Annotated in this window: 19 protein-coding genes and 1 pseudogene; 7 read left to right on the top strand and 13 right to left on the bottom strand. The window is 50.2% G+C overall.

Annotated features, from left to right (window positions below):
• Positions 1 to 106: 106 nt before the first annotated feature.
• The 3 genes from QUE34_RS24730 to QUE34_RS24720 all read left to right on the top strand — a co-directional run bounded on the left by QUE34_RS24730 (position 107) and on the right by QUE34_RS24720 (position 3,538).
• Positions 107 to 421 carry a DUF485 domain-containing protein gene (locus QUE34_RS24730; protein ID WP_001014565.1) on the top strand — a complete coding sequence of 105 codons (315 nt, stop codon included), beginning with the start codon at positions 107 to 109 and terminating at the stop codon, positions 419 to 421.
• A complete protein-coding gene (gene actP, locus QUE34_RS24725; RefSeq protein ID WP_032304299.1) occupies positions 418 to 2,067 on the top strand; it encodes a cation/acetate symporter ActP in 1,650 nt (549 codons plus the stop codon). Before QUE34_RS24730 ends, actP begins: the two co-directional genes overlap by 4 nt.
• A gap of 178 nt (positions 2,068 to 2,245) precedes the next feature.
• Positions 2,246 to 3,538 (top strand): pentapeptide repeat-containing protein, encoded by a 1,293-nt coding sequence (locus QUE34_RS24720; RefSeq protein WP_032304298.1) that lies wholly within the window; start codon positions 2,246 to 2,248, stop codon positions 3,536 to 3,538.
• A gap of 167 nt (positions 3,539 to 3,705) precedes the next feature.
• On the opposite strand, the gene QUE34_RS24715 is transcribed toward QUE34_RS24720, so the two are convergent.
• The 3 genes from QUE34_RS24715 to soxR form a co-directional block, all read right to left on the bottom strand.
• Positions 3,706 to 5,355 (bottom strand): Na+/H+ antiporter, encoded by a 1,650-nt coding sequence (locus QUE34_RS24715; RefSeq protein WP_000402207.1) that lies wholly within the window; start codon positions 5,353 to 5,355, stop codon positions 3,706 to 3,708.
• Between the two features lie 150 nt (positions 5,356 to 5,505).
• Entirely contained in the window at positions 5,506 to 6,855 is a 1,350-nt protein-coding gene (ghxP, locus tag QUE34_RS24710) for a guanine/hypoxanthine transporter GhxP (protein WP_000106871.1), read from the bottom strand.
• Between the two features lie 545 nt (positions 6,856 to 7,400).
• Positions 7,401 to 7,865, bottom strand: coding sequence for a redox-sensitive transcriptional activator SoxR (gene soxR / locus QUE34_RS24705; RefSeq protein WP_000412428.1), 465 nt, complete (start codon positions 7,863 to 7,865; stop codon positions 7,401 to 7,403).
• An 85-nt stretch (positions 7,866 to 7,950) separates the two neighbouring features.
• Between soxR and soxS the strand changes: the two genes are divergently transcribed.
• Positions 7,951 to 8,274, top strand: coding sequence for a superoxide response transcriptional regulator SoxS (gene soxS, locus QUE34_RS24700; protein ID WP_000019358.1), 324 nt, complete (start codon positions 7,951 to 7,953; stop codon positions 8,272 to 8,274).
• 2 nt (positions 8,275 to 8,276) lie between these two features.
• Here the strand turns inward: soxS and pdeC are convergent.
• Positions 8,277 to 9,863, bottom strand: a pseudogene (gene pdeC, locus QUE34_RS24695) (cyclic di-3',5'-guanosine monophosphate phosphodiesterase PdeC).
• 428 nt (positions 9,864 to 10,291) lie between these two features.
• Between pdeC and QUE34_RS24690 the strand changes: the two are divergent.
• On the top strand, positions 10,292 to 10,573 hold the full coding sequence (locus tag QUE34_RS24690; protein ID WP_001295689.1) for a YjcB family protein: 282 nt from the start codon (positions 10,292 to 10,294) through the stop codon (positions 10,571 to 10,573).
• 99 nt (positions 10,574 to 10,672) lie between these two features.
• Here the strand turns inward: QUE34_RS24690 and ssb1 are convergent, their stop codons facing one another.
• Positions 10,673 to 11,209, bottom strand: a complete 537-nt coding sequence (gene ssb1, locus QUE34_RS24685) for a single-stranded DNA-binding protein SSB1 (RefSeq protein WP_032185683.1) — start codon at positions 11,207 to 11,209, stop codon at positions 10,673 to 10,675.
• A gap of 254 nt (positions 11,210 to 11,463) precedes the next feature.
• Here ssb1 and uvrA point away from each other — a divergent pair, with 254 nt between their 5' ends.
• On the top strand, positions 11,464 to 14,286 hold the full coding sequence (gene uvrA, locus QUE34_RS24680) for an excinuclease ABC subunit UvrA (protein WP_000357740.1): 2,823 nt from the start codon (positions 11,464 to 11,466) through the stop codon (positions 14,284 to 14,286).
• 34 nt (positions 14,287 to 14,320) lie between these two features.
• Here the strand turns inward: uvrA and QUE34_RS24675 are convergent, their stop codons facing one another.
• The 6 genes from QUE34_RS24675 to dnaB all read right to left on the bottom strand — a co-directional run bounded on the left by QUE34_RS24675 (position 14,321) and on the right by dnaB (position 20,229).
• Complete coding sequence (locus QUE34_RS24675) at positions 14,321 to 14,677, bottom strand: MmcQ/YjbR family DNA-binding protein (RefSeq protein WP_000155657.1); 357 nt, start codon at positions 14,675 to 14,677, stop codon at positions 14,321 to 14,323.
• Positions 14,678 to 14,680: 3 nt separating this feature from the next.
• On the bottom strand, positions 14,681 to 15,097 hold the full coding sequence (locus QUE34_RS24670; RefSeq protein WP_000270375.1) for a secondary thiamine-phosphate synthase enzyme YjbQ: 417 nt from the start codon (positions 15,095 to 15,097) through the stop codon (positions 14,681 to 14,683).
• Positions 15,098 to 15,207: 110 nt separating this feature from the next.
• On the bottom strand, positions 15,208 to 15,921 hold the full coding sequence (aphA, locus tag QUE34_RS24665; RefSeq protein WP_001226928.1) for an acid phosphatase AphA: 714 nt from the start codon (positions 15,919 to 15,921) through the stop codon (positions 15,208 to 15,210).
• Between the two features lie 336 nt (positions 15,922 to 16,257).
• On the bottom strand, positions 16,258 to 17,451 hold the full coding sequence (tyrB, locus tag QUE34_RS24660) for an aromatic amino acid transaminase (protein ID WP_032185680.1): 1,194 nt from the start codon (positions 17,449 to 17,451) through the stop codon (positions 16,258 to 16,260).
• A gap of 251 nt (positions 17,452 to 17,702) precedes the next feature.
• A complete protein-coding gene (gene alr / locus QUE34_RS24655; protein ID WP_001147340.1) occupies positions 17,703 to 18,782 on the bottom strand; it encodes an alanine racemase in 1,080 nt (359 codons plus the stop codon).
• A gap of 52 nt (positions 18,783 to 18,834) precedes the next feature.
• The gene (gene dnaB / locus QUE34_RS24650; RefSeq protein ID WP_105268551.1) at positions 18,835 to 20,229 is read right to left on the bottom strand and encodes a replicative DNA helicase; all 1,395 of its coding nucleotides are present in this window, start codon (positions 20,227 to 20,229) and stop codon (positions 18,835 to 18,837) included.
• An 82-nt stretch (positions 20,230 to 20,311) separates the two neighbouring features.
• Between dnaB and QUE34_RS24645 the strand changes: the two genes are divergently transcribed.
• Positions 20,312 to 21,295 carry a quinone oxidoreductase gene (locus tag QUE34_RS24645; protein ID WP_032304293.1) on the top strand — a complete coding sequence of 328 codons (984 nt, stop codon included), beginning with the start codon at positions 20,312 to 20,314 and terminating at the stop codon, positions 21,293 to 21,295.
• Between the two features lie 165 nt (positions 21,296 to 21,460).
• On the opposite strand, the gene pspG is transcribed toward QUE34_RS24645, so the two are convergent.
• Both pspG and dusA read right to left on the bottom strand, forming a co-directional pair.
• Complete coding sequence (gene pspG, locus QUE34_RS24640) at positions 21,461 to 21,703, bottom strand: envelope stress response protein PspG (RefSeq protein ID WP_000891404.1); 243 nt, start codon at positions 21,701 to 21,703, stop codon at positions 21,461 to 21,463.
• Between the two features lie 133 nt (positions 21,704 to 21,836).
• Positions 21,837 to 22,874, bottom strand: coding sequence for a tRNA dihydrouridine(20/20a) synthase DusA (gene dusA / locus QUE34_RS24635; protein ID WP_001355080.1), 1,038 nt, complete (start codon positions 22,872 to 22,874; stop codon positions 21,837 to 21,839).
• Positions 22,875 to 23,197 lie beyond the last annotated feature (323 nt).

Here is a 23,197-nt window from a genome sequence, read left to right as displayed (position 1 = left end):
ACGCCTTATCCGGCCTACATAAGGCAAGGGTTACCTGGGCGTTAACCCGCTCCCATAAGGGCGCGGGAATTAAAACAATCCCTACATTACCTCTGGAGAATCTGTGATGAATGGCACTATTTATCAGCGGATAGAAGACAATGCGCATTTCAGGGAGTTAGTCGAAAAACGGCAACGGTTTGCCACCATCCTGTCGATTATTATGCTGGCAGTTTATATCGGCTTTATTTTACTGATCGCCTTCGCGCCCGGCTGGCTGGGCACCCCGCTGAATCCGAACACCAGCGTCACACGCGGTATTCCGATTGGTGTTGGAGTGATCGTGATCTCCTTTGTTCTCACCGGTATCTACATCTGGCGGGCGAACGGCGAATTCGACCGTCTTAATAATGAAGTCCTGCATGAGGTACAAGCATCATGAAAAGAGTTCTGACGGCGCTTGCCGCCACACTCCCTTTCGCAGCTAACGCCGCGGATGCTATTAGCGGGGCCGTAGAGCGCCAGCCAACGAACTGGCAGGCGATTATTATGTTCCTGATTTTCGTCGTGTTTACGCTCGGCATTACCTACTGGGCGTCAAAACGCGTACGTTCGCGTAATGACTACTACACCGCAGGCGGCAATATCACCGGTTTCCAGAACGGGCTGGCGATTGCCGGGGACTATATGTCTGCCGCCTCATTTTTGGGTATCTCCGCGCTGGTGTTTACCTCCGGCTATGATGGCTTAATTTACTCGCTGGGCTTCCTGGTGGGCTGGCCGATCATTCTGTTCCTGATTGCCGAACGTCTGCGTAACCTCGGTCGCTACACCTTTGCCGATGTAGCCTCGTACCGCCTGAAACAGGGGCCAATCCGTATTCTTTCGGCCTGTGGTTCTCTGGTGGTGGTGGCGCTTTACCTTATCGCCCAGATGGTGGGGGCAGGTAAACTCATCGAGCTGCTGTTTGGCCTTAATTATCACGTCGCCGTGGTGCTGGTCGGTGTACTGATGATGATGTACGTCCTGTTCGGCGGCATGCTGGCGACCACCTGGGTACAGATTATCAAAGCTGTGCTGTTGCTGTTCGGTGCCAGCTTTATGGCCTTTATGGTGATGAAACACGTCGGCTTTAGCTTCAACAATCTGTTCAGCGAAGCGATGGCGGTACACCCGAAAGGTGTCGATATCATGAAGCCGGGCGGATTGGTGAAAGATCCCATCTCCGCGCTGTCGCTGGGTCTGGGGCTGATGTTTGGTACGGCGGGCTTACCGCACATTCTGATGCGTTTCTTTACGGTCAGCGATGCCCGCGAAGCGCGTAAGAGCGTGTTCTACGCCACCGGATTTATGGGCTACTTCTATATCCTGACCTTTATTATCGGCTTTGGTGCGATCATGCTGGTCGGTGCGAATCCGGAATATAAAGACGCGGCGGGCCATCTGATTGGTGGTAACAACATGGCGGCAGTTCACCTGGCCAATGCCGTGGGCGGTAACCTGTTCCTCGGCTTTATTTCAGCGGTTGCTTTCGCCACCATTCTTGCGGTGGTTGCGGGACTGACGCTGGCAGGCGCTTCCGCGGTTTCGCATGACCTGTACGCTAACGTCTTCAAAAAAGGCGCGACTGAACGTGAAGAACTGCGAGTATCGAAAATCACCGTCCTGATTTTGGGCGTGATTGCGATTATCCTCGGTGTGCTGTTTGAGAATCAGAACATCGCCTTTATGGTGGGCCTGGCGTTTGCCATCGCGGCGAGCTGTAACTTCCCGATCATTCTGCTTTCCATGTACTGGTCGAAACTGACCACTCGTGGCGCGATGCTGGGCGGCTGGCTGGGGCTGATTACCGCAGTGGTACTGATGATTCTCGGCCCTACCATTTGGGTACAGATCCTCGGTCACGAAAAAGCCATCTTCCCGTACGAATACCCGGCGCTGTTCTCTATCAGCGTGGCATTCCTCGGCATCTGGTTCTTCTCGGCAACGGATAATTCAGCGGAAGGTGCGCGCGAGCGTGAACTGTTCCGTGCGCAGTTTATCCGCTCCCAGACCGGCTTTGGTGTTGAGCAAGGCCGCGCGCATTAATCTCTACCCTTCCCCGGTCGCTTGATCGGGGAATACTCTTCCTCTCCAATATGCATCATCTTTTCCCATAATATTAAACAAATAAACTCATTAAAAAAATGAGCGATTTTTGACAGTCGTAGAAAATGATAATGCAGAGAATATGCCTTTTCTTTCTTGTTAATTATAAGGATATTTTATGCGCTATAATGGTTTAAATAATATGTTTTTCCCTCTTTGCCTGATTAACGATAACCACTCTGTCACAAGTCCATCACATACAAAGAAAACAAAATCAGATAATTATAGCAAACATCATAAAGACACGTTAATTGACAATAAAGCCCTCTCTCTTTTCAAAATGGATGATCATGAAAAAGTGATAGGCTTGATTCAGAAAATGAAAAGAACTTATGATACTTTACCATCAGGAAAAATCACTAAAGAAACTGACAGGAAAATTCATAAATATTTTATAGATATAGCTTTATATGCAAGTAATAAATATGACGATAGAATTACGAGAAGAGTTTACCTTAATAAAGATAAGGAAGTGTCAATTAAGGTAGTGTATTTTATAAATAATGTCACTGTCCATAATAATACTATCGAAATCCCACAGACAGTAAATGGTGGTTACGATTTTTCACACCTTAGCCTGAAAGGTATCAGGATTAAAGATGAAGATTTATCCAATTCGGATTTTGCAGGTTGCAGACTACAAAATGCTATTTTCCAGGGCTGTAATATGTATCAAACGAATTTTAATTTTGCCATAATGGAAAAAATAATTTTTGATAATTGTATTCTCGATGACTCAAATTTCGCTCAGATAAAAATGACTGACGGAACTCTAAATGCATGCTCCGCTATGCATGTTGAATTCTTCAATGCAACAATGATTAGAGCTAAAATTAAAAATACCTTCCTTGACTATTCAAATTTTTATATGGCGTACATGGCTGAGGTGAATCTTTATAAAGTAATAGCGCCATATGTTAATTTATTTAGAGCCGACCTTAGTTTCTCTAAACTCGATTTAATTAACTTTGAACATGCTAATCTTTCTCGCGTCAACCTGAACAAAGCAACCCTCCAGAATATAAACTTAATTAATAGCAAACTCTTTTTTACGCGGCTGACAAATACGTTCCTCGAAATGGTTATATGTACCGATTCTAATATGGCTAATGCTAATTTTAATAATGCCAATTTAAGCAATTGCCATTTCAACTGTTCTATTTTAACAAAAGCCTGGATGTTTAATACCCGTTTCTATCGGGTTAATTTCGATGAGGCTATCGTCCAGGGAATGGGCATATCCATTCTCCGTGGGGAGGATAATATTCCCATTAATAGTGATATCCTGATAACACTACAGAAACTCTTTGAAGAGGATTGTGCCACTCATACTGGCATGTCACAAACTGAGCATAATATTCAGGAAGTGTCTATGAATACCACTGAAGATACTATGCAATACGCAGATTGAGATTAAGCCGAAGAATAGCCAATGAATTGACTTTAAAAGAGAGATACTCACGGACTTCTGACTTATTTATTTTAGAATCATGAATGTTAGCCCGAGGTAATCTGAAAAAGGTGCAAAAGATTGCACCTTTTTCAGATTACCTCGGGCCTGGTTACGTCGCTTTCGGCTTACTGATTTTCCTCAATCAACAACGCTTCAAGCAAATCGAGATCGTGCAATAATTTTTGCAGCGTTTCGTTACTGATCTCCCGCGTGGCGCGCAGGTGGTACAGTTCAGCACGTTCAGAACGCAATGCCGCCAGACGGAAGCGACGCTCAAGGTTCTCTTCCTGCACGGAACTTTCAACGTCGTTACGTCCATCGGCGCGACGACGCAGGTTACCAATGACGCGAGAACTGACCTCCGTGAGCAGCTGGTTATCGATATTCTCTTCGGTATCCGCCGCCAGACGCTCCTCCATTTTCTGGATTGCCACAATCGCCACTTCTGCCGTTGCCGCTCGCGCAATACGCTCCTCTTTCAACTGCTGCGAATGGTCTGCGACTTCAATGTGTTGCAGCAGAATGGGCAACATCACCACGCCGACAAACAGCGAAAAGAGAATGACGCCAGCCGCCAGGAACACCAACTCATAGCGCGCCGGGAAGACGTTGCCATCCGGCAAGAGTAGCGGGATAGAGAGCACACCGGCTAGTGTGATCGCCCCACGCACCCCGGCAAAAGACGCAATCAGGATTTCTCGTGTGGTCCACGAACCAAACTCCATCGGCTTCTTCTTCAGGAAACGGTTGCTGAACTTTTTCATCGTCCACAGCCAGCCAAAACGGACCAGCATCAGCGCCGCATAAATCAGAATGATATCGGTAAACAGCATCCAGATTTCGACGTTAGGGTCGATTTCTGCCGCCATCAGCGACGTCTCCAGAATACCCGGCAGCTGCAGACCTAACAGCAGGAACACCATGCCGTTAAAGACAAATTCCAGCATCGCCCAGGTGCTGTTTGCGCGCAGGCGCATTGCCAGCGGCGCACGGCGCATCACACCGGAGCGGGTGATGGTCATCCCGGCGGCAACCGCAGCGAGGATGCCGGAAACGCCAATATGTTCGGCAATCAGATAAGAAGCGAATGGCAGCAAGAACAGCAGAACAATCTGCGTCGCGGGTTCATCACCGCCCCAGCGGCTGAGGAATCGCAGCGAACGACCATACAGCCAGCTCACCACAAAACCGGCGAGAATACCGCCTATTGCCACTTTCATAAATTCCACCGTTGCACCGCCGACGGTGAAGATCATCGTCCCCATCGCCACTGCCACAGCAAACTTTAATGACACCAGGCCGGAGGCGTCATTCATCAACGCTTCGCCCTGCAAAATACCCATGATTTTTTTCGGGATGCGCCCTTCGCCAACAATACCGGAAAGCGCCACAGCATCGGTCGGAGAAAGCACCGCCGCCAGCGCAAAGGCGGGAATCAGCGGAATGCCCGGCACCACCCAGTAAATAAGGAAGCCAATGCCAACCACGGTGACCACCACCAGCGCCAGCGCGAGGCCGAAAATCTCCCGACCATGTTCGAGAAATTCACGGGTCGGCGTTTTCCAGCCATCTGCGAACAGCAACGGCGGGATAAACAAGACTAAAAAGAGTTCAGGATCAAACTCCACATGCAAACCAAACGTCGGCCACGCCAGTAGCGCACCGATGGCGATTTGCATAAGCGGAAGCGGGATCTGAAAGGGCATGACACGAGTGACCACCCCGGACAGCGAGACCACGAGGGTCATTATCAGTATGGTGAAGAAGATTTCCATGCGTTCCCTGTTTGCGATGTTTTTTATGATCTGAGAAAGGCGTTATGCCTGAATTCTCATTTTTTCAGAATATCGCAAAAGCTCACACAATGTGCGGAGAAAATAAAAACGGGCAGCCATTGCCACCCGTTTTCAGAATCTTATTAAAGCTTAGATAGCCCAACCGCCCGCATAGAAGGTCACCAGCGCCACGGCGATGACGACCGTACCGATGTTCAACTTGCGCCATTCTCCGGAAACCAGACGACCAATCACCAGAGTCGCGAAGCCGATCATGATGCCTGTTACGATGTTACAGGTCAGTACGATGAATACTGCTGTTACCAGGCCCGCCATCGCATCAACAAAATCAGCAAAGTCAATTTTCGCCACATTGCTCAGCATCAGCAGGCCAACGTACATCAGCGCCGGAGCCGTTGCGTAACCCGGAACGAGGTAAGAGAGTGGAGAGAGGAACAGAATCAGCAGGAACAACACGCCAACGGTGATAGCCGTCAGACCGGTTTTTCCGCCCGCCGCTGTACCCGCCGCAGACTCGATGTATACCGCTGCCGGAGCTGCCCCCACCAGACCAGAGAAAACACTGCTCATGGAGTCGGTGGTCAGTGCTTTCCCGCCGTCGATAATTTGCCCGTCTTTATCCAGCAGGTTTGCCTGGCCGGCGACGGCCCGGATGGTTCCGGTGGCATCGAAAACAGCAGTCATCACCAGTGCCAGCACGCTCGGCAGAACCACAGGGTTCAGCGCGCCCATAATGTCCAGGCTGCCAATCAGTGAATTGCCGTTTTCATCGCTCAATGAAGGCATAGCGAAAACGCCGGAGAAATGGACGTTAGGATCGAAGATCAAACCGACAATTGAGATACCGATAATGGTCAGCAGAATGCCACCAGGGACTTTCAGTTTTTCCAGGCCGATGATCACCGCCAGACCTACCAGTGACATAATCACCGGGAAGGTCGCGAAATCACCCAGCGCAACGGGCAGACCATCAAGCGGGTTTTTAATCACCAGACCGACACCATTAGCGGCAATGAGCAGCAGGAAAAGACCGATACCGATCCCCGTGCCGTGCGCCACACCGTGCGGCAAGTTGCGCAAAATCCAGCTACGAATACCCGTGGCAGAAATTATCGTAAACAGCACACCCATCAGGAACACGGCACCCAGCGCGACAGGTACGCTAATATGTTGCCCCAGCACCAGACTGAATGCGGTAAACGCCGTCAGGGAGATGGCGCAACCAATCGCCAACGGCAGATTAGCCCACAGACCCATCACGATAGAACCGAGTCCGGCAACCAGACAGGTCGCAACGAAAACTGCCGCAGGCGGGAAGCCCGCTTTACCCAACATGCCTGGAACGACGATAACCGAGTAGACCATCGCCAGAAACGTTGTTAACCCGGCAACCACTTCCTGACGGACAGTGCTTCCACGTTGTGAAATTTTAAACCAGGCGTCGAGTGAACCGCCGGTACGCGCTGATGGCGTAGACATAAGAAAACATCCCCTGAGAGTTTAATTTTCGTCAAGATGCGTGGCGGACAATCCCCTGCCAGCGAAACGTTATCTTCCTGCTCCAGGTTTGCGACAATGTGGGGCGTCGCAAAAAAGCAAACGTTTAACTCCGCGCATACAAAACGGGTGGTAAAAAAAAGCAAACGATTATCCGGCGATCATAGCGGCTTTTTCAACCTAAGTTTGCTGCTTTTTTCCCTTTTCTTGTATTGACGATGAAAAACCAGGCAATTGATGCGCAAACGTTACCGTCGATGCGCAAAATTACGGCATTTGTAGGTAGCTTGTAGCGAAGAGTTGCAGTAAAAAATCGTGCAAGATGGCAAAAATATTGCGTCTAAAAAGCGTCTTTTTGCACTGGCGAAGATACGGAGGCGGCATACAATTAAAGTATCAACACCAACCGGAACCTCCACCACGTGCTCGAATGAGGTGTGTTGACGTCGGGGGAAACCCTCCTGTGAACCAGCGGGATAGAGTGAAAGACAAAGACCGGAAACAAACTAAAGCGCCCTTGTGGCGCTTTAGTTTTGCTCGTCTTCCAGCAAACGCGCGCCAGTACCTTCTTCCCCTAAGCGGTCGCCCGGGTTACGCAACGGGCAGTCGCTACGCGAAAGGCAGCCGCAGCCAATGCAACCATCCAGTTCATCTCGCAAAGCCACTAAGGTATGAATGCGCCGATCTAATTCTTCTCGCCATTGTGAAGAAAGCTGCTTCCACTCTTTGGCGCTTAACGTATGCCCTTCAGGCAACACACCAAATGCTTCACCAATTGTCGCCAATGGAATGCCAATACGTTGAGCAATCTTGATAATCGCTACATATCGCAGCACATCACGCTTATATCGTCGCTGATTACCGCTATTTCGAATACTGGTAATCAGCCCTTTGCTCTCATAGAAATGCAGTGCAGATACCGCTACCCCACTGCGTTTCGCCACTTCGCCTGGGGTGAGCAAGGCTTTAATGCGGGGTAATTTCTTTTCCATAAATCGCTTTACCTCAAGTTAACTTGAGGAATTATACTCCCCAACAGATGAATTAACGAACTGAACACTGAAAAGAGGCAGATTTATGTCCCATCAGAAAATTATTCAGGATCTTATTGCATGGATTGACGAGCATATTGACCAGCCACTGAACATTGATGTCGTCGCGAAAAAATCAGGTTATTCAAAGTGGTACTTACAGCGGATGTTCCGTACGGTAACGCATCAGACACTTGGTGATTACATTCGCCAACGCCGCCTGTTACTGGCCGCCGTTGAGTTGCGCACCACCGAGCGTCCGATTTTTGATATCGCAATGGACCTGGGTTATGTCTCGCAGCAGACCTTCTCCCGCGTTTTCCGTCGGCAGTTTGATCGCACTCCCAGCGATTATCGCCACCGCCTGTAGTTTTATTGCCCGCGCGTTAACCCCCGCGCGGGTAATTGCTCCATCCATTGCATAAACACCTGCGGCGGCATCGCCTTCGCAAAGAACCATCCCTGGCAATAACGCACGCCGCGTTTACGCAACCAGTTAACCTGATCCTCAGTTTCTACCCCTTCTGCAATCGTTTTCAGCCCCAGGCTGTGCGCCAGCTCGATGATGTGTTCCGCAATCAAATGGCTGGTTTTGTGGGTAGTCAGCGTCTCAACAAACGATTTGTCGATTTTCAAAATATCAACATTCAATGATTTAAGGTTATGCAAGTTAGAGTAGCCAATACCAAAATCATCAATTGCCACTTCGTAACCGGCCTGGCGGAAAGCCAGAATAATCGGCGTCATTTTGTCGACATCAAGAAATGCATGTTCAGTCACTTCAAATTTAATTTGCTGTGGACGCACCGCGTATTGCTCTGTTTTCTGATTGGTTCGCGCTATCAACCGTGACGTATGAAAATCGGAGGCCGACAGATTAATAGAAACATAGCGATCGGCATGTGTTGCCAGGTACGCGCCCAGATCGCGGAAGACATTATCAATAACATAATCAGTTACCTGTCCGATCATCCCCTCCTTTTCTGCCAGCGGAATAAACTCTGCCGGATTCATTACTTGCCCCTGCTCACCAGGCCAACGTAACAATGCTTCAGCGCCGATACATTTTTCTGTTTTGATATCGATTATGGGCTGGTAATAAAGGCAAAGTTGATGTTTTTCGAGGGCGCGTTGCAATTTGCGTTTGGGAGACAAATAGTTTTGTCGAATACGTAGCCAGAGTAATAACAGAACAAGACTCCCCAAAATGCCGGCGGGTAACGCAAAAATAAGATGATTATAAAAATGCGCTATAAGACGTTGATATGAAGTCGCAACAATGGCTGCAATTGGGCGTTTTGTCGAATAAACTGTCGCATATAAATAGCCATTTCTTTGTACGGTTAAATCATTCAAATGAATCAGCGGAGAAAACGTTGCTGCCGAGGCCTCGTTGCTTAACGAGAAAAAGGTTTTCGTTACCGTATCATACACACCCCATTGCAATGTCGGATCATCAGACATCACTTCACTCCAGAATAGAGGGTTGATGACCGCCACATAATTTCCCCGCTGCATATAGGTCATTTTATAGCCAGAGAAAAAAGGCGTATCGCGGTAATAATAGATAGAAACGTTAGGTTCACGCTTATAATCGGCTGGTGCAATCGTATAACCGTTTACAGGCGCTATCAGCGATGAGCATAAAAAATGGTTATCACGGGCATAGATCAATTCATTAATATAAAGATAGCCACGAATAATATTCAACATTCGCTTTTGATGGGCCGGAGTGCAAACTTGCCCCTGATAGCGTTCTGCTGCATCGCTCACTAAATCTGCCTAGCGAATGACCAGCTCGGATTTATCCAGCGCCAGCTGAGCAAAAGTTTGGAGCTGACTATTCACTTCTGATTTTGCCCAAAGGAAGGCAATCCATAGCGACAGAATGATGGGAAAGAGAACTAAAAAGATAATGCCCGGCAACGCCAGTAATTGGTGTCGTGCATGATGACTCATTGCTATCAATTTCCTGCCTGTTTATACCCGGTCATTGCAAGGCGAGAACCCTGGTTATCGACGTCTTTAGATAAATCTTACGGTATAAATAGCACTTTTGCCTGATTTGAAATTGATACCTTTTTAATCGTCACCTGAATAAAAATAATTCATTGATATTCAAAATTAATTTCCTACAGGAATGCAGAGGCGGCGGGAAGATATGCCCTTAATGCCGCTGAAAAAACACATAATCTGTACGGCAATAAAAGTCACGGCCTAATCTGGCTAACAAACAATCAATTGTGATATAGTTCACAAAATTAATGAAACAAACAGAGTGTTTCTTTTTGTGTTCTGCAAGCCCCGCGATAGCCAGATTGTATCACGCCTCCCGTGAACAACGCCGCGCTGTCCAGGGTATCGGCTCTTTTCAGAGGAATTGTTTGATGGCTACCCTCACCACTGGCGTGGTTCTTCTTCGCTGGCAACTTCTTAGTGCCGTAATGATGTTTCTGGCCAGCACGCTCAACATCCGTTTTCGTCGGTCTGATTATGTCGGGCTTGCAGTGATCAGCAGCGGTCTGGGCGTGGTTTCCGCCTGTTGGTTCGCAATGGGGTTGCTTGGCATCACAATGGCGGACATCACCGCCATCTGGCACAACATCGAGTCGGTGATGATAGAAGAGATGAATCAGACACCGCCACAATGGCCAATGATTTTGACTTGATATGTAGAAGCCTCCATAACGGAGGCTTCTTTTTTTATGGCTGGCAGATGCTTTAATCATCCACCTTAAAACAATATAACCTATTGTTTTAATGACAAATCAGAACGGAATATCGTCATCAAAGTCCATCGGCGGCTCATTAGACGGTGCTGCCGGAGCAGACTGCTGCGGGCGAGACTGCGCGCCGCCGCTGAACTGATTGCCGCCCTGCGGCTGCTGAGGCTGACCCCAACCGCCCTGCGGCTGACCACCACCGATATTGCTACCTGCAGGAGCGCCACCACCCTGACGACCACCCAGCATCTGCATGGTGCCGCCAACGTTCACCACGACTTCTGTGGTGTAGCGATCCTGACCGGATTGATCGGTCCATTTGCGGGTACGTAGCTGACCTTCGATATAAACCTGAGAACCTTTACGCAGATATTCGCTGGCCACTTCTGCCAGTTTGCCGAACAGCACAACGCGGTGCCATTCAGTCTGCTCTTTCATCTCGCCGGTCGCTTTATCACGCCAGGATTCGGAAGTAGCCAGCGTAATGTTGGCAACTGCGCCACCATTTGGCATGTAGCGTACTTCCGGGTCCTGACCCAGATTACCAACGAGAATAACCTTGTTTACGCCTCTGCTGGCCATGTTCGTGTCTCCTGAAAAAAAATCGTTCTGAATAAGTGTAAACGCGCGATTGTACCATTACCAATAGCGCTTTTACTATGTTGTGACCTCGGTTCCGGGAAACAAACCTGGCCAGACATTGTTACACAACACTCCGGGTAATGCATTCCAATACTGTATATTCATTCAGGTCAATTTGTGTCATAATTAACCGTTTGTGATCGCCGGTAGCACCATGCCACCGGGCAAAAAAGCGTTTAATCCGGGAAAGGTGAATGGATAAGATCGAAGTTCGGGGCGCCCGCACCCATAATCTCAAAAACATCAACCTCGTTATCCCCCGCGACAAGCTCATTGTCGTGACCGGGCTTTCGGGTTCTGGCAAATCCTCGCTCGCTTTCGACACCTTATATGCCGAAGGGCAGCGCCGTTACGTTGAATCCCTTTCCGCCTACGCGCGGCAGTTTCTGTCACTGATGGAAAAGCCGGACGTCGATCATATTGAGGGGCTTTCTCCTGCCATCTCGATTGAGCAGAAATCGACGTCTCATAACCCGCGTTCTACGGTGGGGACAATCACCGAAATCCACGACTATTTGCGTTTGTTGTTCGCCCGCGTCGGTGAGCCGCGCTGCCCGGACCACGATGTACCGCTGGCGGCGCAAACCGTCAGCCAGATGGTGGATAACGTGCTGTCGCAGCCGGAAGGTAAACGCCTGATGCTGCTCGCGCCAATCATTAAAGAGCGCAAAGGCGAACACACCAAAACGCTGGAAAATCTGGCAAGCCAGGGTTACATCCGTGCTCGTATTGATGGCGAAGTCTGCGATCTTTCCGATCCGCCGAAACTGGAACTGCAAAAGAAACATACCATTGAAGTGGTGGTTGATCGCTTCAAGGTGCGTGACGATCTCACCCAACGTCTGGCAGAGTCGTTTGAAACCGCGCTGGAGCTTTCCGGTGGTACCGCGGTAGTTGCCGATATGGACGATCCAAAAGCGGAAGAGCTGCTATTTTCCGCCAACTTCGCCTGCCCAATTTGCGGCTACAGTATGCGTGAACTGGAACCACGCCTGTTTTCGTTTAACAACCCGGCGGGTGCCTGCCCGACCTGTGACGGCCTTGGCGTACAGCAATATTTCGATCCTGACCGCGTGATCCAGAATCCGGAACTGTCGCTGGCAGGTGGTGCGATCCGAGGCTGGGATCGCCGCAACTTCTATTACTTCCAGATGCTGAAATCGCTGGCAGATCACTATAAGTTCGACGTCGAAGCGCCGTGGGGCAGCCTGAGCGCGAATGTGCATAAAGTGGTGTTGTACGGTTCTGGCAAAGAAAACATTGAATTCAAATACATGAACGATCGTGGCGATACCTCCATTCGTCGTCATCCGTTCGAAGGCGTGCTGCACAATATGGAGCGCCGTTATAAAGAGACGGAATCCAGTGCGGTACGCGAAGAATTAGCCAAGTTTATCAGCAATCGCCCGTGCGCCAGCTGCGAAGGAACGCGTCTGCGTCGGGAAGCGCGCCATGTGTATGTCGAGAATACGCCGCTGCCTGCTATCTCCGACATGAGCATCGGTCATGCGATGGAATTCTTCAACAATCTCAAACTCGCAGGTCAACGAGCGAAGATTGCGGAAAAAATTCTTAAGGAGATTGGCGATCGCCTGAAATTCCTCGTTAACGTCGGCCTGAATTACCTGACACTTTCCCGCTCGGCAGAAACGCTTTCTGGCGGTGAAGCCCAGCGTATCCGTCTGGCGAGCCAGATTGGTGCGGGCCTGGTTGGCGTTATGTACGTGCTCGATGAGCCGTCTATCGGCCTGCACCAGCGCGATAACGAGCGCCTGCTGGGTACGCTTATCCATCTGCGCGATCTCGGTAATACCGTGATTGTGGTGGAGCACGACGAAGACGCGATTCGCGCCGCTGACCATGTGATCGACATTGGCCCGGGCGCAGGTGTACACGGCGGTGAAGTAGTCGCGGAAGGTCCCCTGGAAGCGATTATGGCCGTGCCAGAGTCGTTAACCGGACAATACATGAGCGGCAAACGCAAAATTGAAGTGCCGAAGAAACGCGTTCCGGCGAATCCGGAAAAAGTGCTGAAGCTGACAGGCGCACGTGGTAATAACCTGAAAGACGTGACGCTGACGCTGCCAGTCGGTCTGTTTACCTGCATCACAGGGGTTTCAGGTTCCGGTAAATCGACGCTGATTAACGACACACTGTTCCCAATTGCCCAACGCCAGTTGAATGGTGCGACCATCGCCGAACCGGCACCTTATCGCGATATTCAGGGGCTGGAGCATTTCGATAAAGTGATCGATATCGACCAAAGCCCAATTGGTCGTACTCCGCGTTCTAACCCGGCGACCTATACCGGCGTGTTTACGCCTGTGCGCGAACTGTTTGCGGGCGTACCGGAATCCCGTGCGCGCGGTTATACGCCAGGACGTTTCAGCTTTAACGTCCGTGGCGGACGCTGCGAAGCCTGTCAGGGCGACGGCGTGATCAAAGTGGAGATGCACTTCCTGCCGGACATTTACGTACCGTGCGACCAGTGCAAAGGCAAACGCTATAACCGTGAAACGCTGGAGATTAAGTACAAAGGCAAAACCATCCACGAAGTGCTGGATATGACCATCGAAGAGGCGCGTGAGTTCTTTGATGCGGTGCCAGCTCTGGCGCGTAAGCTGCAAACGTTGATGGACGTTGGTCTGACGTACATTCGCCTGGGGCAGTCCGCAACCACACTTTCTGGTGGTGAAGCCCAGCGCGTGAAGCTGGCGCGTGAGCTGTCAAAACGCGGCACCGGGCAGACGCTGTATATTCTCGACGAGCCGACCACCGGTCTGCACTTTGCCGATATTCAGCAACTGCTCGACGTACTGCATAAACTACGCGATCAGGGCAATACCATCGTGGTGATTGAGCACAATCTCGACGTGATCAAAACCGCTGACTGGATTGTCGACCTGGGACCGGAAGGCGGCAGTGGTGGCGGCGAAATCCTCGTCTCCGGTACGCCAGAAACCGTCGCGGAGTGCGAAGCATCACACACGGCGCGCTTCCTTAAGCCGATGCTGTAATCGCAAAGGCCGCTTTCTGAGCGGCCTTTTTCTTTCAGAGTTGCACCAGCAATTTACGTTTTTCTTCCGGCAGCAAATTCACCGCCTGCTGATAAGACGCATCCACCAGATAATAGATTTGCGAATCCGGTAGCGATCCGTCGAGATACACGGTGCTCCAGTGCGCTTTATTCAGATGGCGGCTTGGACGCACATCGCTGTGCTGCTGACGTAGCAGCTCCGCCAGCTCCGGGCTGGTTTTCAGCGAAACAGCTGGGCGATTTTCTACTTCTTTCACCATCGCAAACAGTACATCTTCCACTTTTATCTGCGTCGCTTTCCAGTCGTTATGCACGCTCTGTTCTGCGCCTGGTTTTGCCATGCAATATTGTAGCAACTCCGAAATGGTCATTTTTTACTCCCCTTGTAGTGTCGCGATGATGCGACGCGATCCGCCGTGGATGCGATGTTCCCCCAGCCAGATGCCTTGCCAGGTGCCGGTCTGAATACGCCCTTTATGCACCGGCAATACAAGCGATGTTCCCAGCATTGAGGATTTGATATGAGAAGGCATATCGTCGGCCCCCTCATAGTCATGCTCATAATTTCCGTTATCGGGAACGGTGCGGAGGAAAAAACGCTCCATGTCGTGGCGTACGGTGGGATCGCAGTTCTCATTAAGTGTCAGAGAGGCGGAGGTATGTTGCAGCAACAGATGCAGTAAACCGATGTTAACGCGCGGCATATCAGCCAGCTGATTCAAAATTTCATCCGTTACCAGATGAAACCCACGAGATTTGGCGCTAAGCGTGAGCGTCTTTTGATACCACATGTGCTGCTCCTTGATAAAACTCTCTTAATCAGTTTGCAGCAAGACAGCGAAAGGATAAAGGTGTGATTAAAAAAACAGCATTCGGGAGAGCATCACGCTCTCCCGCTCTGTCAGTATTCTGAATTGACGATCACCTCTTCACCAAACGCCCCCGCTTGTGGCAAGGGTTTGTAGGTAGAGTTGGAGGCGCGTAGAATGCGGATGCCACGAGCGCCAACATCGCGTGCGGCGGTAATATCGTTATCGGAATCGCCATAAAAAATTCGGATATTTTTATCCTGCAGCCATTGCGATTTTGTATTTTGCCCTGGTTTATCGCCCGCAAAAATTACCGGATTCATGTTGGTGGCAGGAATATGAAAATTATCCGCCAGCGTTTTTGAAACCGTTTCTGTTTTCGTCGGGCTACGACCAGTCACAAAGAAGATCGCGTCACCGCGGCGTACATGCATATCAATCAGCTGGCGAGCGACCTCTTTTGGAATGCTGAATTCATCCCAGCCATTGTTCATTTTTTCCCAGAACACAGGATTTTTCAGATAATCTTCGCTTTCTGGCGAGAAGGTTTTTTTGCCGCGCCAGAAGCCCGGACTGGAAAAAAGTACCGTGTCATCGATATCAAACCCCACCGCCATTGGCGGACGACCTGCGAGGCTATTTTCAATTTGTGCGACCGAAACCCAATGAATTGGAGCCTGTTCAGCAAGCCTGGCAACGTTAGTACCAGGGTTAAGCGGTGAAGGAGATGAGGCCAGGGCAACAGCGGAACTGTTTAGAGCGAACAATAAGCAAACGGCACTGATTGCCTGTGTGATCTTGCGCATATTTTTCCCTAAATAGTCAGTATGTTGAAACTTTTTATTGTGAGATTTGTTGCAAAAACCATCTGACCATAACGCCAGCTGCCAGGGAATAAAAGGGTTATCTACGGCTTTTGTTAAGAAAGGGAGCAGGATCACATGCAATCAGACTATGTTAGTTGTATTTAATAACTTAATGGCTCTCTATCGTGTAAAAATATTCGGATATAAAAACTTCTATTTTCTCAGTAGGAAATATCGCTTATCAGAACCCATTCCTTTGTACGATTAGCCGAAAAAATACGTATACCCACTTATTGATGATTGAGCAGGCGGCTGTTCATCCGCCTGCCAACGACATTACATCACCGCAGCAAACGCCTTTGCCACACGTTGTACATTTGCCGTATTTAACCCGGCGACACACATGCGACCGCTGGCGATGAGATAGACACCAAATTCTTCACGTAGTCGGTCAACCTGAGCGGCACTTAAACCGGTATAACTGAACATACCGCGCTGATTAAGCAGATAATCGAAATTGCGTTCTGGCATTTCTGTGCTCAATACCTTCACCAGTTCCTGACGCATCGCCAGAATGCGAGTACGCATCTCTTCTACTTCCGCCAGCCAGCTGGCTTTCAATGCCTCGTCATTCAGCACCGCAGCCACCACCTGCGCACCAAAATTCGGCGGGCTGGAGTAGTTGCGGCGAACTGTTGCTTTCAATTGCCCCAGTACGCGGCCTGCGGCTTCGGCATCTTCACACAGCACAGAAAGTCCGCCGACGCGCTCGCCGTAAAGGGAGAAAATTTTCGAGAACGAATTGCTCACCAGAGCGGGTAATCCAGCGCTGGCAATGGCGCGAATGGCGTAGGCATCCTCTTCCATACCGGCACCAAATCCTTGATAGGCAATATCAAGAAATGGGATAAGCTCGCGGGCTTTGAGAATTTGAATCACCGCATCCCACTGGTCATTAGTGAGATCGGCACCCGTTGGGTTGTGGCAACATGGGTGCAGCAACACAATACTGCGGGCAGGTAATGTTTTTAGCGTCGCCAACAGGTCATTAAAGCGCACGCCGTTAGTCGCTTCGTCATACCAGGGGTAAGTACTCACTTCGAATCCAGCCCCGGCGAATATTGCTACGTGGTTTTCCCAGGTAGGATCGCTGACCCAGACGCCTGATTCCGGGAAGTAGCGTTTCAGGAAATCTGCGCCCACTTTCAATGCCCCTGAGCCGCCAAGGGTTTGAATGGTTGCTACGCGCTGTTGTTGCAGTACCGGATGGTCCGCACCAAACAGCAGTGGCGCAATGGCATGGCGATAGCTATTAAGCCCTTCCATCGGTAAATAAAGCGAAGCGCCATGAGGCTGCGCATTCAGGCGCGCTTCCGCATCCGCCACGGCTTTCAGTTGGGGAATAATTCCGTCTTCGTTGTAGTACAGACCGATACTTAAATTCACTTTGTCGCTGCGAGGGTCTTCTTTGAAACGCTCCATAAGCGTAAGAATCGGGTCGCCAGCGTAGGCGTCAACTTTTTGAAACACGCGATGGTTCTCCAGGTTTACGGGCAGGTGGTTAAAACACAATAAACCGGAAGGTGGGGAAGATCGAGAGGATGTTCAGGGGTGAACGACAATTAGCAACAAAAAGTGACCAATGACAAACGCACATTCGCCAGAGGCACGACCTTTATAACAGCATGAAATAATATCAATTTATTGAATTAGTAAGATTTTATTAGCCGGATAGGCATTCATACCACATCCGGCACAGATAATCAGATATTACAGAACGATTAATCCACGTATTTCATCGCGACCCTTGAGGTCAGGCGCGTGATAAGTTCGTAAGCGCTTACTTTCGTCATTTCAGCGATACGCTCTACAGGCAAACCTTCACCCCACAAAATGACCGGATCCCCGGCTTTATCTTGCGCCTGTGGACCTAAATCTACGCAAATCATATCCATTGCGACGCGGCCAACAATCGGTACTTCGCGACCGTTCACCAGCACCGGCGTACCGGACGGCGCGGCGCGCGGATAACCATCGCCATAACCCATAGCGACTACGCCAAGACGGGTATTACGTTCGCTTACCCAGGTTCCACCATAACCGACAGGCTCTCCGGCTTTATGCTCACGCACAGCAATCAGGCTGGAGGTTAGTGACATCACTGGCTGACAGCCAAAATCGGCACCGGTGGAGCGATCTTCCAGCGGCGAGACACCGTAAAGAATGATGCCCGGGCGCACCCAGTCAAAATGTGACTGTGGCCACAGCAGAATGCCCCCCGACGCGGCAATGGAACGTTGACCAGGTTTGCCTTCACAAAAGGTATTAAAGATATCGAGTTGTTTCTCGGTTGCACCGCATTTTGGCTCATCCGCGCGCGCAAAATGGCTGACGATATTCACCGGCTGACGAACGTTTTTGCACCGCGTCAGACGATGATAAAACGCCTCAGCCTGTTCCGGCCTTACACCCAGACGGTGCATACCAGTATCGAGTTTCATCCAGACGGTAACCGGCTCGTCCAGGCTAGCCTCTTCCAGCGCAGCAAGCTGTTCTTCGTTATGCACGGCGGTATGAAAATGCTGCGCAGAAATCGTCGGTAAATCTCTGGCATCAAAAAAGCCTTCGAGTAACAGTACAGGTTTGGTGATTCCCCCCGCACGCAGTCGCAGAGCTTCTTCGAGACGGGCTACGCCAAAGGCGTCAGCATCGGGGAGCGTTCGCGCGGTCTCAAGAAGACCGTGACCATAAGCGTTCGCTTTCACCACCGCAACCATTTTACTGGCAGGAGCCAGTTCACGAAGACGTTGCAGGTTGTGTCGCAGAGCGCGGCGGTTAATCACAACAGTTGCCGCTTGCATTTGTGTTCCTTGATAAGTGTTTGCTTTAATTACCTAATTCATAAAATAATTATTATTCGTCGTCGTACTGCGGCCCCGCATAGTTGTCGAAGCGCGACCATTGACCGTTAAAGGTCAGGCGTACCGTCCCGATTGGGCCGTTACGTTGTTTACCGATAATAATTTCCGCGATGCCTTTTAAATCACTGTTTTCGTGATACACCTCATCACGATAGATAAACATGATCAAGTCCGCATCCTGCTCGATAGAACCAGATTCACGCAGGTCGGAGTTGACCGGGCGTTTGTCGGCACGTTGTTCCAGAGAACGGTTCAACTGGGACAGCGCCACCACCGGCACGTTCAGTTCTTTCGCCAGTGCTTTCAGCGAGCGGGAGATTTCTGCAATTTCCAGCGTACGGTTATCGGAAAGCGCCGGTACGCGCATCAATTGCAGGTAGTCGATCATGATAAGCCCGATGCCGCCGTGTTCACGGGCAATACGGCGTGCGCGGGAACGCACTTCCGTTGGTGTCAGGCCGGAGGAATCATCAATATAGATATTGCGTTTTTCGAGCAAAATACCCATGGTGCCGGAAATACGCGCCCAGTCTTCATCATCCAGCTGCCCGGTACGGATTTTAGTCTGGTCAACGCGCGACAGCGACGCCAGAGAACGCATCATAATCTGTTCTGATGGCATCTCAAGAGAGAAGATAAGTACCGGTTTATCTTGCAACATCGCCGCGTTTTCGACGAGGTTCATCGCAAATGTCGTTTTACCCATCGACGGACGCGCGGCGACGATGATCAAATCCGACGGCTGCAAACCAGCGGTTTTTTTGTTGAGATCGTCATAACCGGTGTTTACCCCGGTAACGCCATCGTGTGGCTGCTGAAACAGCTGCTCAATACGCGCCACGGTTGCGTCGAGCACATCGGCGATGTTCTTCGGCCCTTCGTCTTTGTTTGCACGACTTTCGGCAATTTTAAAGACGCGGGATTCAGCCAGGTCCAACAGGTCTTCGCTGGTTCGCCCCTGCGGATCAAAACCGGCTTCGGCAATCTCATTCGCGACAGAGATCATTTCACGGACAACGGCACGTTCACGCACGATGTCCGCATAGGCACTGATGTTCGCCGCACTTGGCGTATTTTTTGACAACTCTGCCAGGTAAGCAAAACCACCAACGCTGTCGAGTTGCCCCTGACGTTCCAGCGATTCCGCAAGGGTAATCAGATCGATAGGACTACCGCTTTCCTGCAAACGCGCCATTTCGGTAAAGATATGACGGTGTGGGCGGGTGTAAAAATCGTCTGCCACCACACGCTCGGCTACATCGTCCCAGCGTTCGTTATCCAGCATTAAACCGCCCAACACCGACTGCTCCGCTTCGATCGAGTGCGGAGGCACTTTCAGCCCGGCAACTTGAGCCTGCTGTTTGTTGAAGGGTTTATTTCCTGCCATAGTGAATGGAGTTACCGAGATAAAGAATGGGTCGAAACTTTACCATATGAAGCAGACCCTGACGATACGTTCTGGAGGACACATGGCAACACGAATTGAATTTCACAAGCACGGTGGCCCGGAAGTACTTCAAGCCGTAGAGTTCACTCCTGCCGATCCGGCGGAGAATGAAATCCAGGTCGAAAATAAAGCCATTGGCATCAATTTTATCGACACGTATATCCGCAGCGGCCTTTATCCGCCGCCATCGCTACCCAGCGGATTAGGTACCGAAGCGGCAGGCATCGTGAGTAAAGTCGGCAGTGGTGTAAAGCATATTAAGGCAGGCGATCGCGTAGTCTATGCACAGTCGGCATTAGGCGCTTACAGCTCTGTGCATAACGTCAATGCCGATAAAGCGGCGATTCTGCCCGCGGCAATTTCTTTTGAGCAAGCGGCGGCATCATTCCTGAAAGGCTTAACGGTTTATTATCTGCTGCGCAAAACCTATGAAATTAAACCCGACGAACAGTTCCTGTTCCACGCTGCTGCTGGCGGCGTTGGCTTGATTGCCTGCCAGTGGGCAAAAGCCCTGGGCGCGAAGCTCATCGGTACCGTGGGAAGCGCGCAAAAAGCGCAGAGTGCGCTAAAAGCGGGGGCGTGGCAGGTGATTAACTATCGCGAAGAAAACCTGGTCGAGCGGTTAAAAGAGATCACCGGCGGTAAGAAAGTGCGCGTGGTGTACGATTCCGTGGGCAGAGACACCTGGGAACGGTCGCTGGATTGCCTGCAACGCCGCGGCTTAATGGTCAGTTTTGGCAACTCATCAGGTGCGGTTACCGGTGTGAACTTAGGCATTCTCAATCAGAAAGGCTCGCTGTATGTGACACGCCCTTCCCTCCAAGGCTATATCACCACGCGGGAGGAATTAACCGAGGCCAGTAATGAACTGTTCTCTTTGATTGCCAGCGGTGTGATTAAGGTCGATGTCACCGAGCAGCAGAAATATCCGCTTAAGGATGCACAGCGTGCGCATGCGATTCTGGAAAGCCGGGCGACGCAAGGTTCCAGCCTGTTGATTCCATAAAAGAAATAGGGCTTCCACCTGGGAAGCCCTTTCTTTTTATAGTTCGGCTGTATGTAGGGTACAGCACGATGAATCTGTTAGAGGCGCAATAGTGACAGATTTGATTATCAATTCCTATTTTGTTCTAAGGATAAAACCTTAGGTTGTGATCGTCCGCACAATCCCTTAGTAACGCCAACGGTCATAGCGCTGATATTTCGGCACTTTTGGTGCTTTAATCGCCTTAATAACCCACACTACCGCAATTGCCAATAACAGCCACGGCAGCAACTTAATCATCAATGCCAGCATACCGCCGAGGAACATAATGGCCGTCGCCACAACCAGCGCAGCGATAATACCCAGCAACGAAACACCGGTGACCATCAGCATGACAAAAAAGCCAATCACAAAAAGTAGTTCCAGCATGATGCTCTCCCAAATATGAAATCTCTTGCTGGCATTACAAGAATCATGCCAAAAATAATCTATTGATTTAACAGCAAAACGCCCCGCGACGGTGCGCAGGGCGTGGTGAATTTGACTACTTTTTGGTGAAAAGTTAACGCTTGTCTGCCACCAGTTTGAGCGCGTGTTCCAGCACGTTAATGTCAGCACCCGCTTTATGGGCATTTTCACTTAAATAACGCCGCCACTGACGCGCGCCAGGAATACCCTGGAACAAGCCCAGCATATGCCGGGTAATATGGCCGAGATACGTCCCCTGGCTGAGTTCACGCTCAATGTACGGATACATGGCACGCACCACCGCCACCGGATCGGCATCGGTATCCGAAGAACCAAAGATCTCTCGGTCTACCGCCGCCAGAATGCCTGGATTCTGATACGCTTCGCGCCCGACCATCACGCCATCCATATGTTGCAAATGTGCTTTAGCCTCTTCCAGCGACTTGATGCCACCGTTAATCGACATCGTCAGATGCGGAAAGTCGCGCTTCAGTTGATACACACGCGGATAATCGAGCGGCGGGATTTCACGGTTTTCTTTCGGGCTTAACCCAGAAAGCCAGGCTTTACGTGCGTGGATGATGAACATCTCACACTCGCCTTTGCCGGAAACGGTGTTGATGAAATCGCAGAGAAATTCATAGCTGTCCTGGTCATCGATGCCAATACGCGTTTTCACCGTCACCGGAATCGATACGACATCGCGCATCGCTTTCACGCAGTCGGCAACCAGCTGCGCATTGCCCATCAGGCACGCACCAAACATGCCGTTCTGTACCCGGTCAGACGGGCAGCCGACATTCAGGTTGATCTCATCATATCCGCGCGTTTCTGCCAGCTTCGCACACTGCGCCAGCGCCGCCGGATCGCTACCGCCCAGTTGCAACGCTACCGGATGTTCTTCTTCACTGTACGCCAGGTAATCACCTTTACCGTGAATAATCGCCCCTGTGGTCACCATTTCTGTATACAGCAACGTATTGCGGGAAAGCAGACGCAGGAAATAACGGCAGTGCCTGTCCGTCCAGTCGAGCATTGGTGCAACGCTAAACCGACCACTCCAGTGAACGTCAGTTTTTTCAGGCATTGCGCTGGTTTGGTTGATTTTTTGCATTTCAGAATTACCGTGCATTTTCAAAAGTAGAGATTATTTTAACGATATATCATGGAGTTATGTTATTCAGCATCACTGTTCAGGAGGCTCAATAGCGGGGTACTATACCATAACAACAGGAAGCGCCTGGCTCTTTGAAAAAGAAAAATGAGATCCCTTCAAAGCGTGACGCTCTCGCGAATTGAAGAAATAATCTTATTAGATGTTAGCGTTGTGAAAAGCAATGATAAGCAATTCAGTTTCGACGATAAATAAAAAATCATACATAAAAGCGTGTTGAACTATCTCGCGGCGAATGGCAATGATAGATAAAAAAGAACCCAAGCAATGTTGGGTTCTTT

Origin of the sequence: Escherichia sp. KS167_9B (genome assembly GCF_030295215.1) — a bacterium.
Taxonomy (GTDB): domain Bacteria; phylum Pseudomonadota; class Gammaproteobacteria; order Enterobacterales; family Enterobacteriaceae; genus Escherichia; species Escherichia coli_F.
Note: the sequence above shows the minus strand (reverse complement) of the source record. Positions and strands in the feature narration are given on the sequence as shown.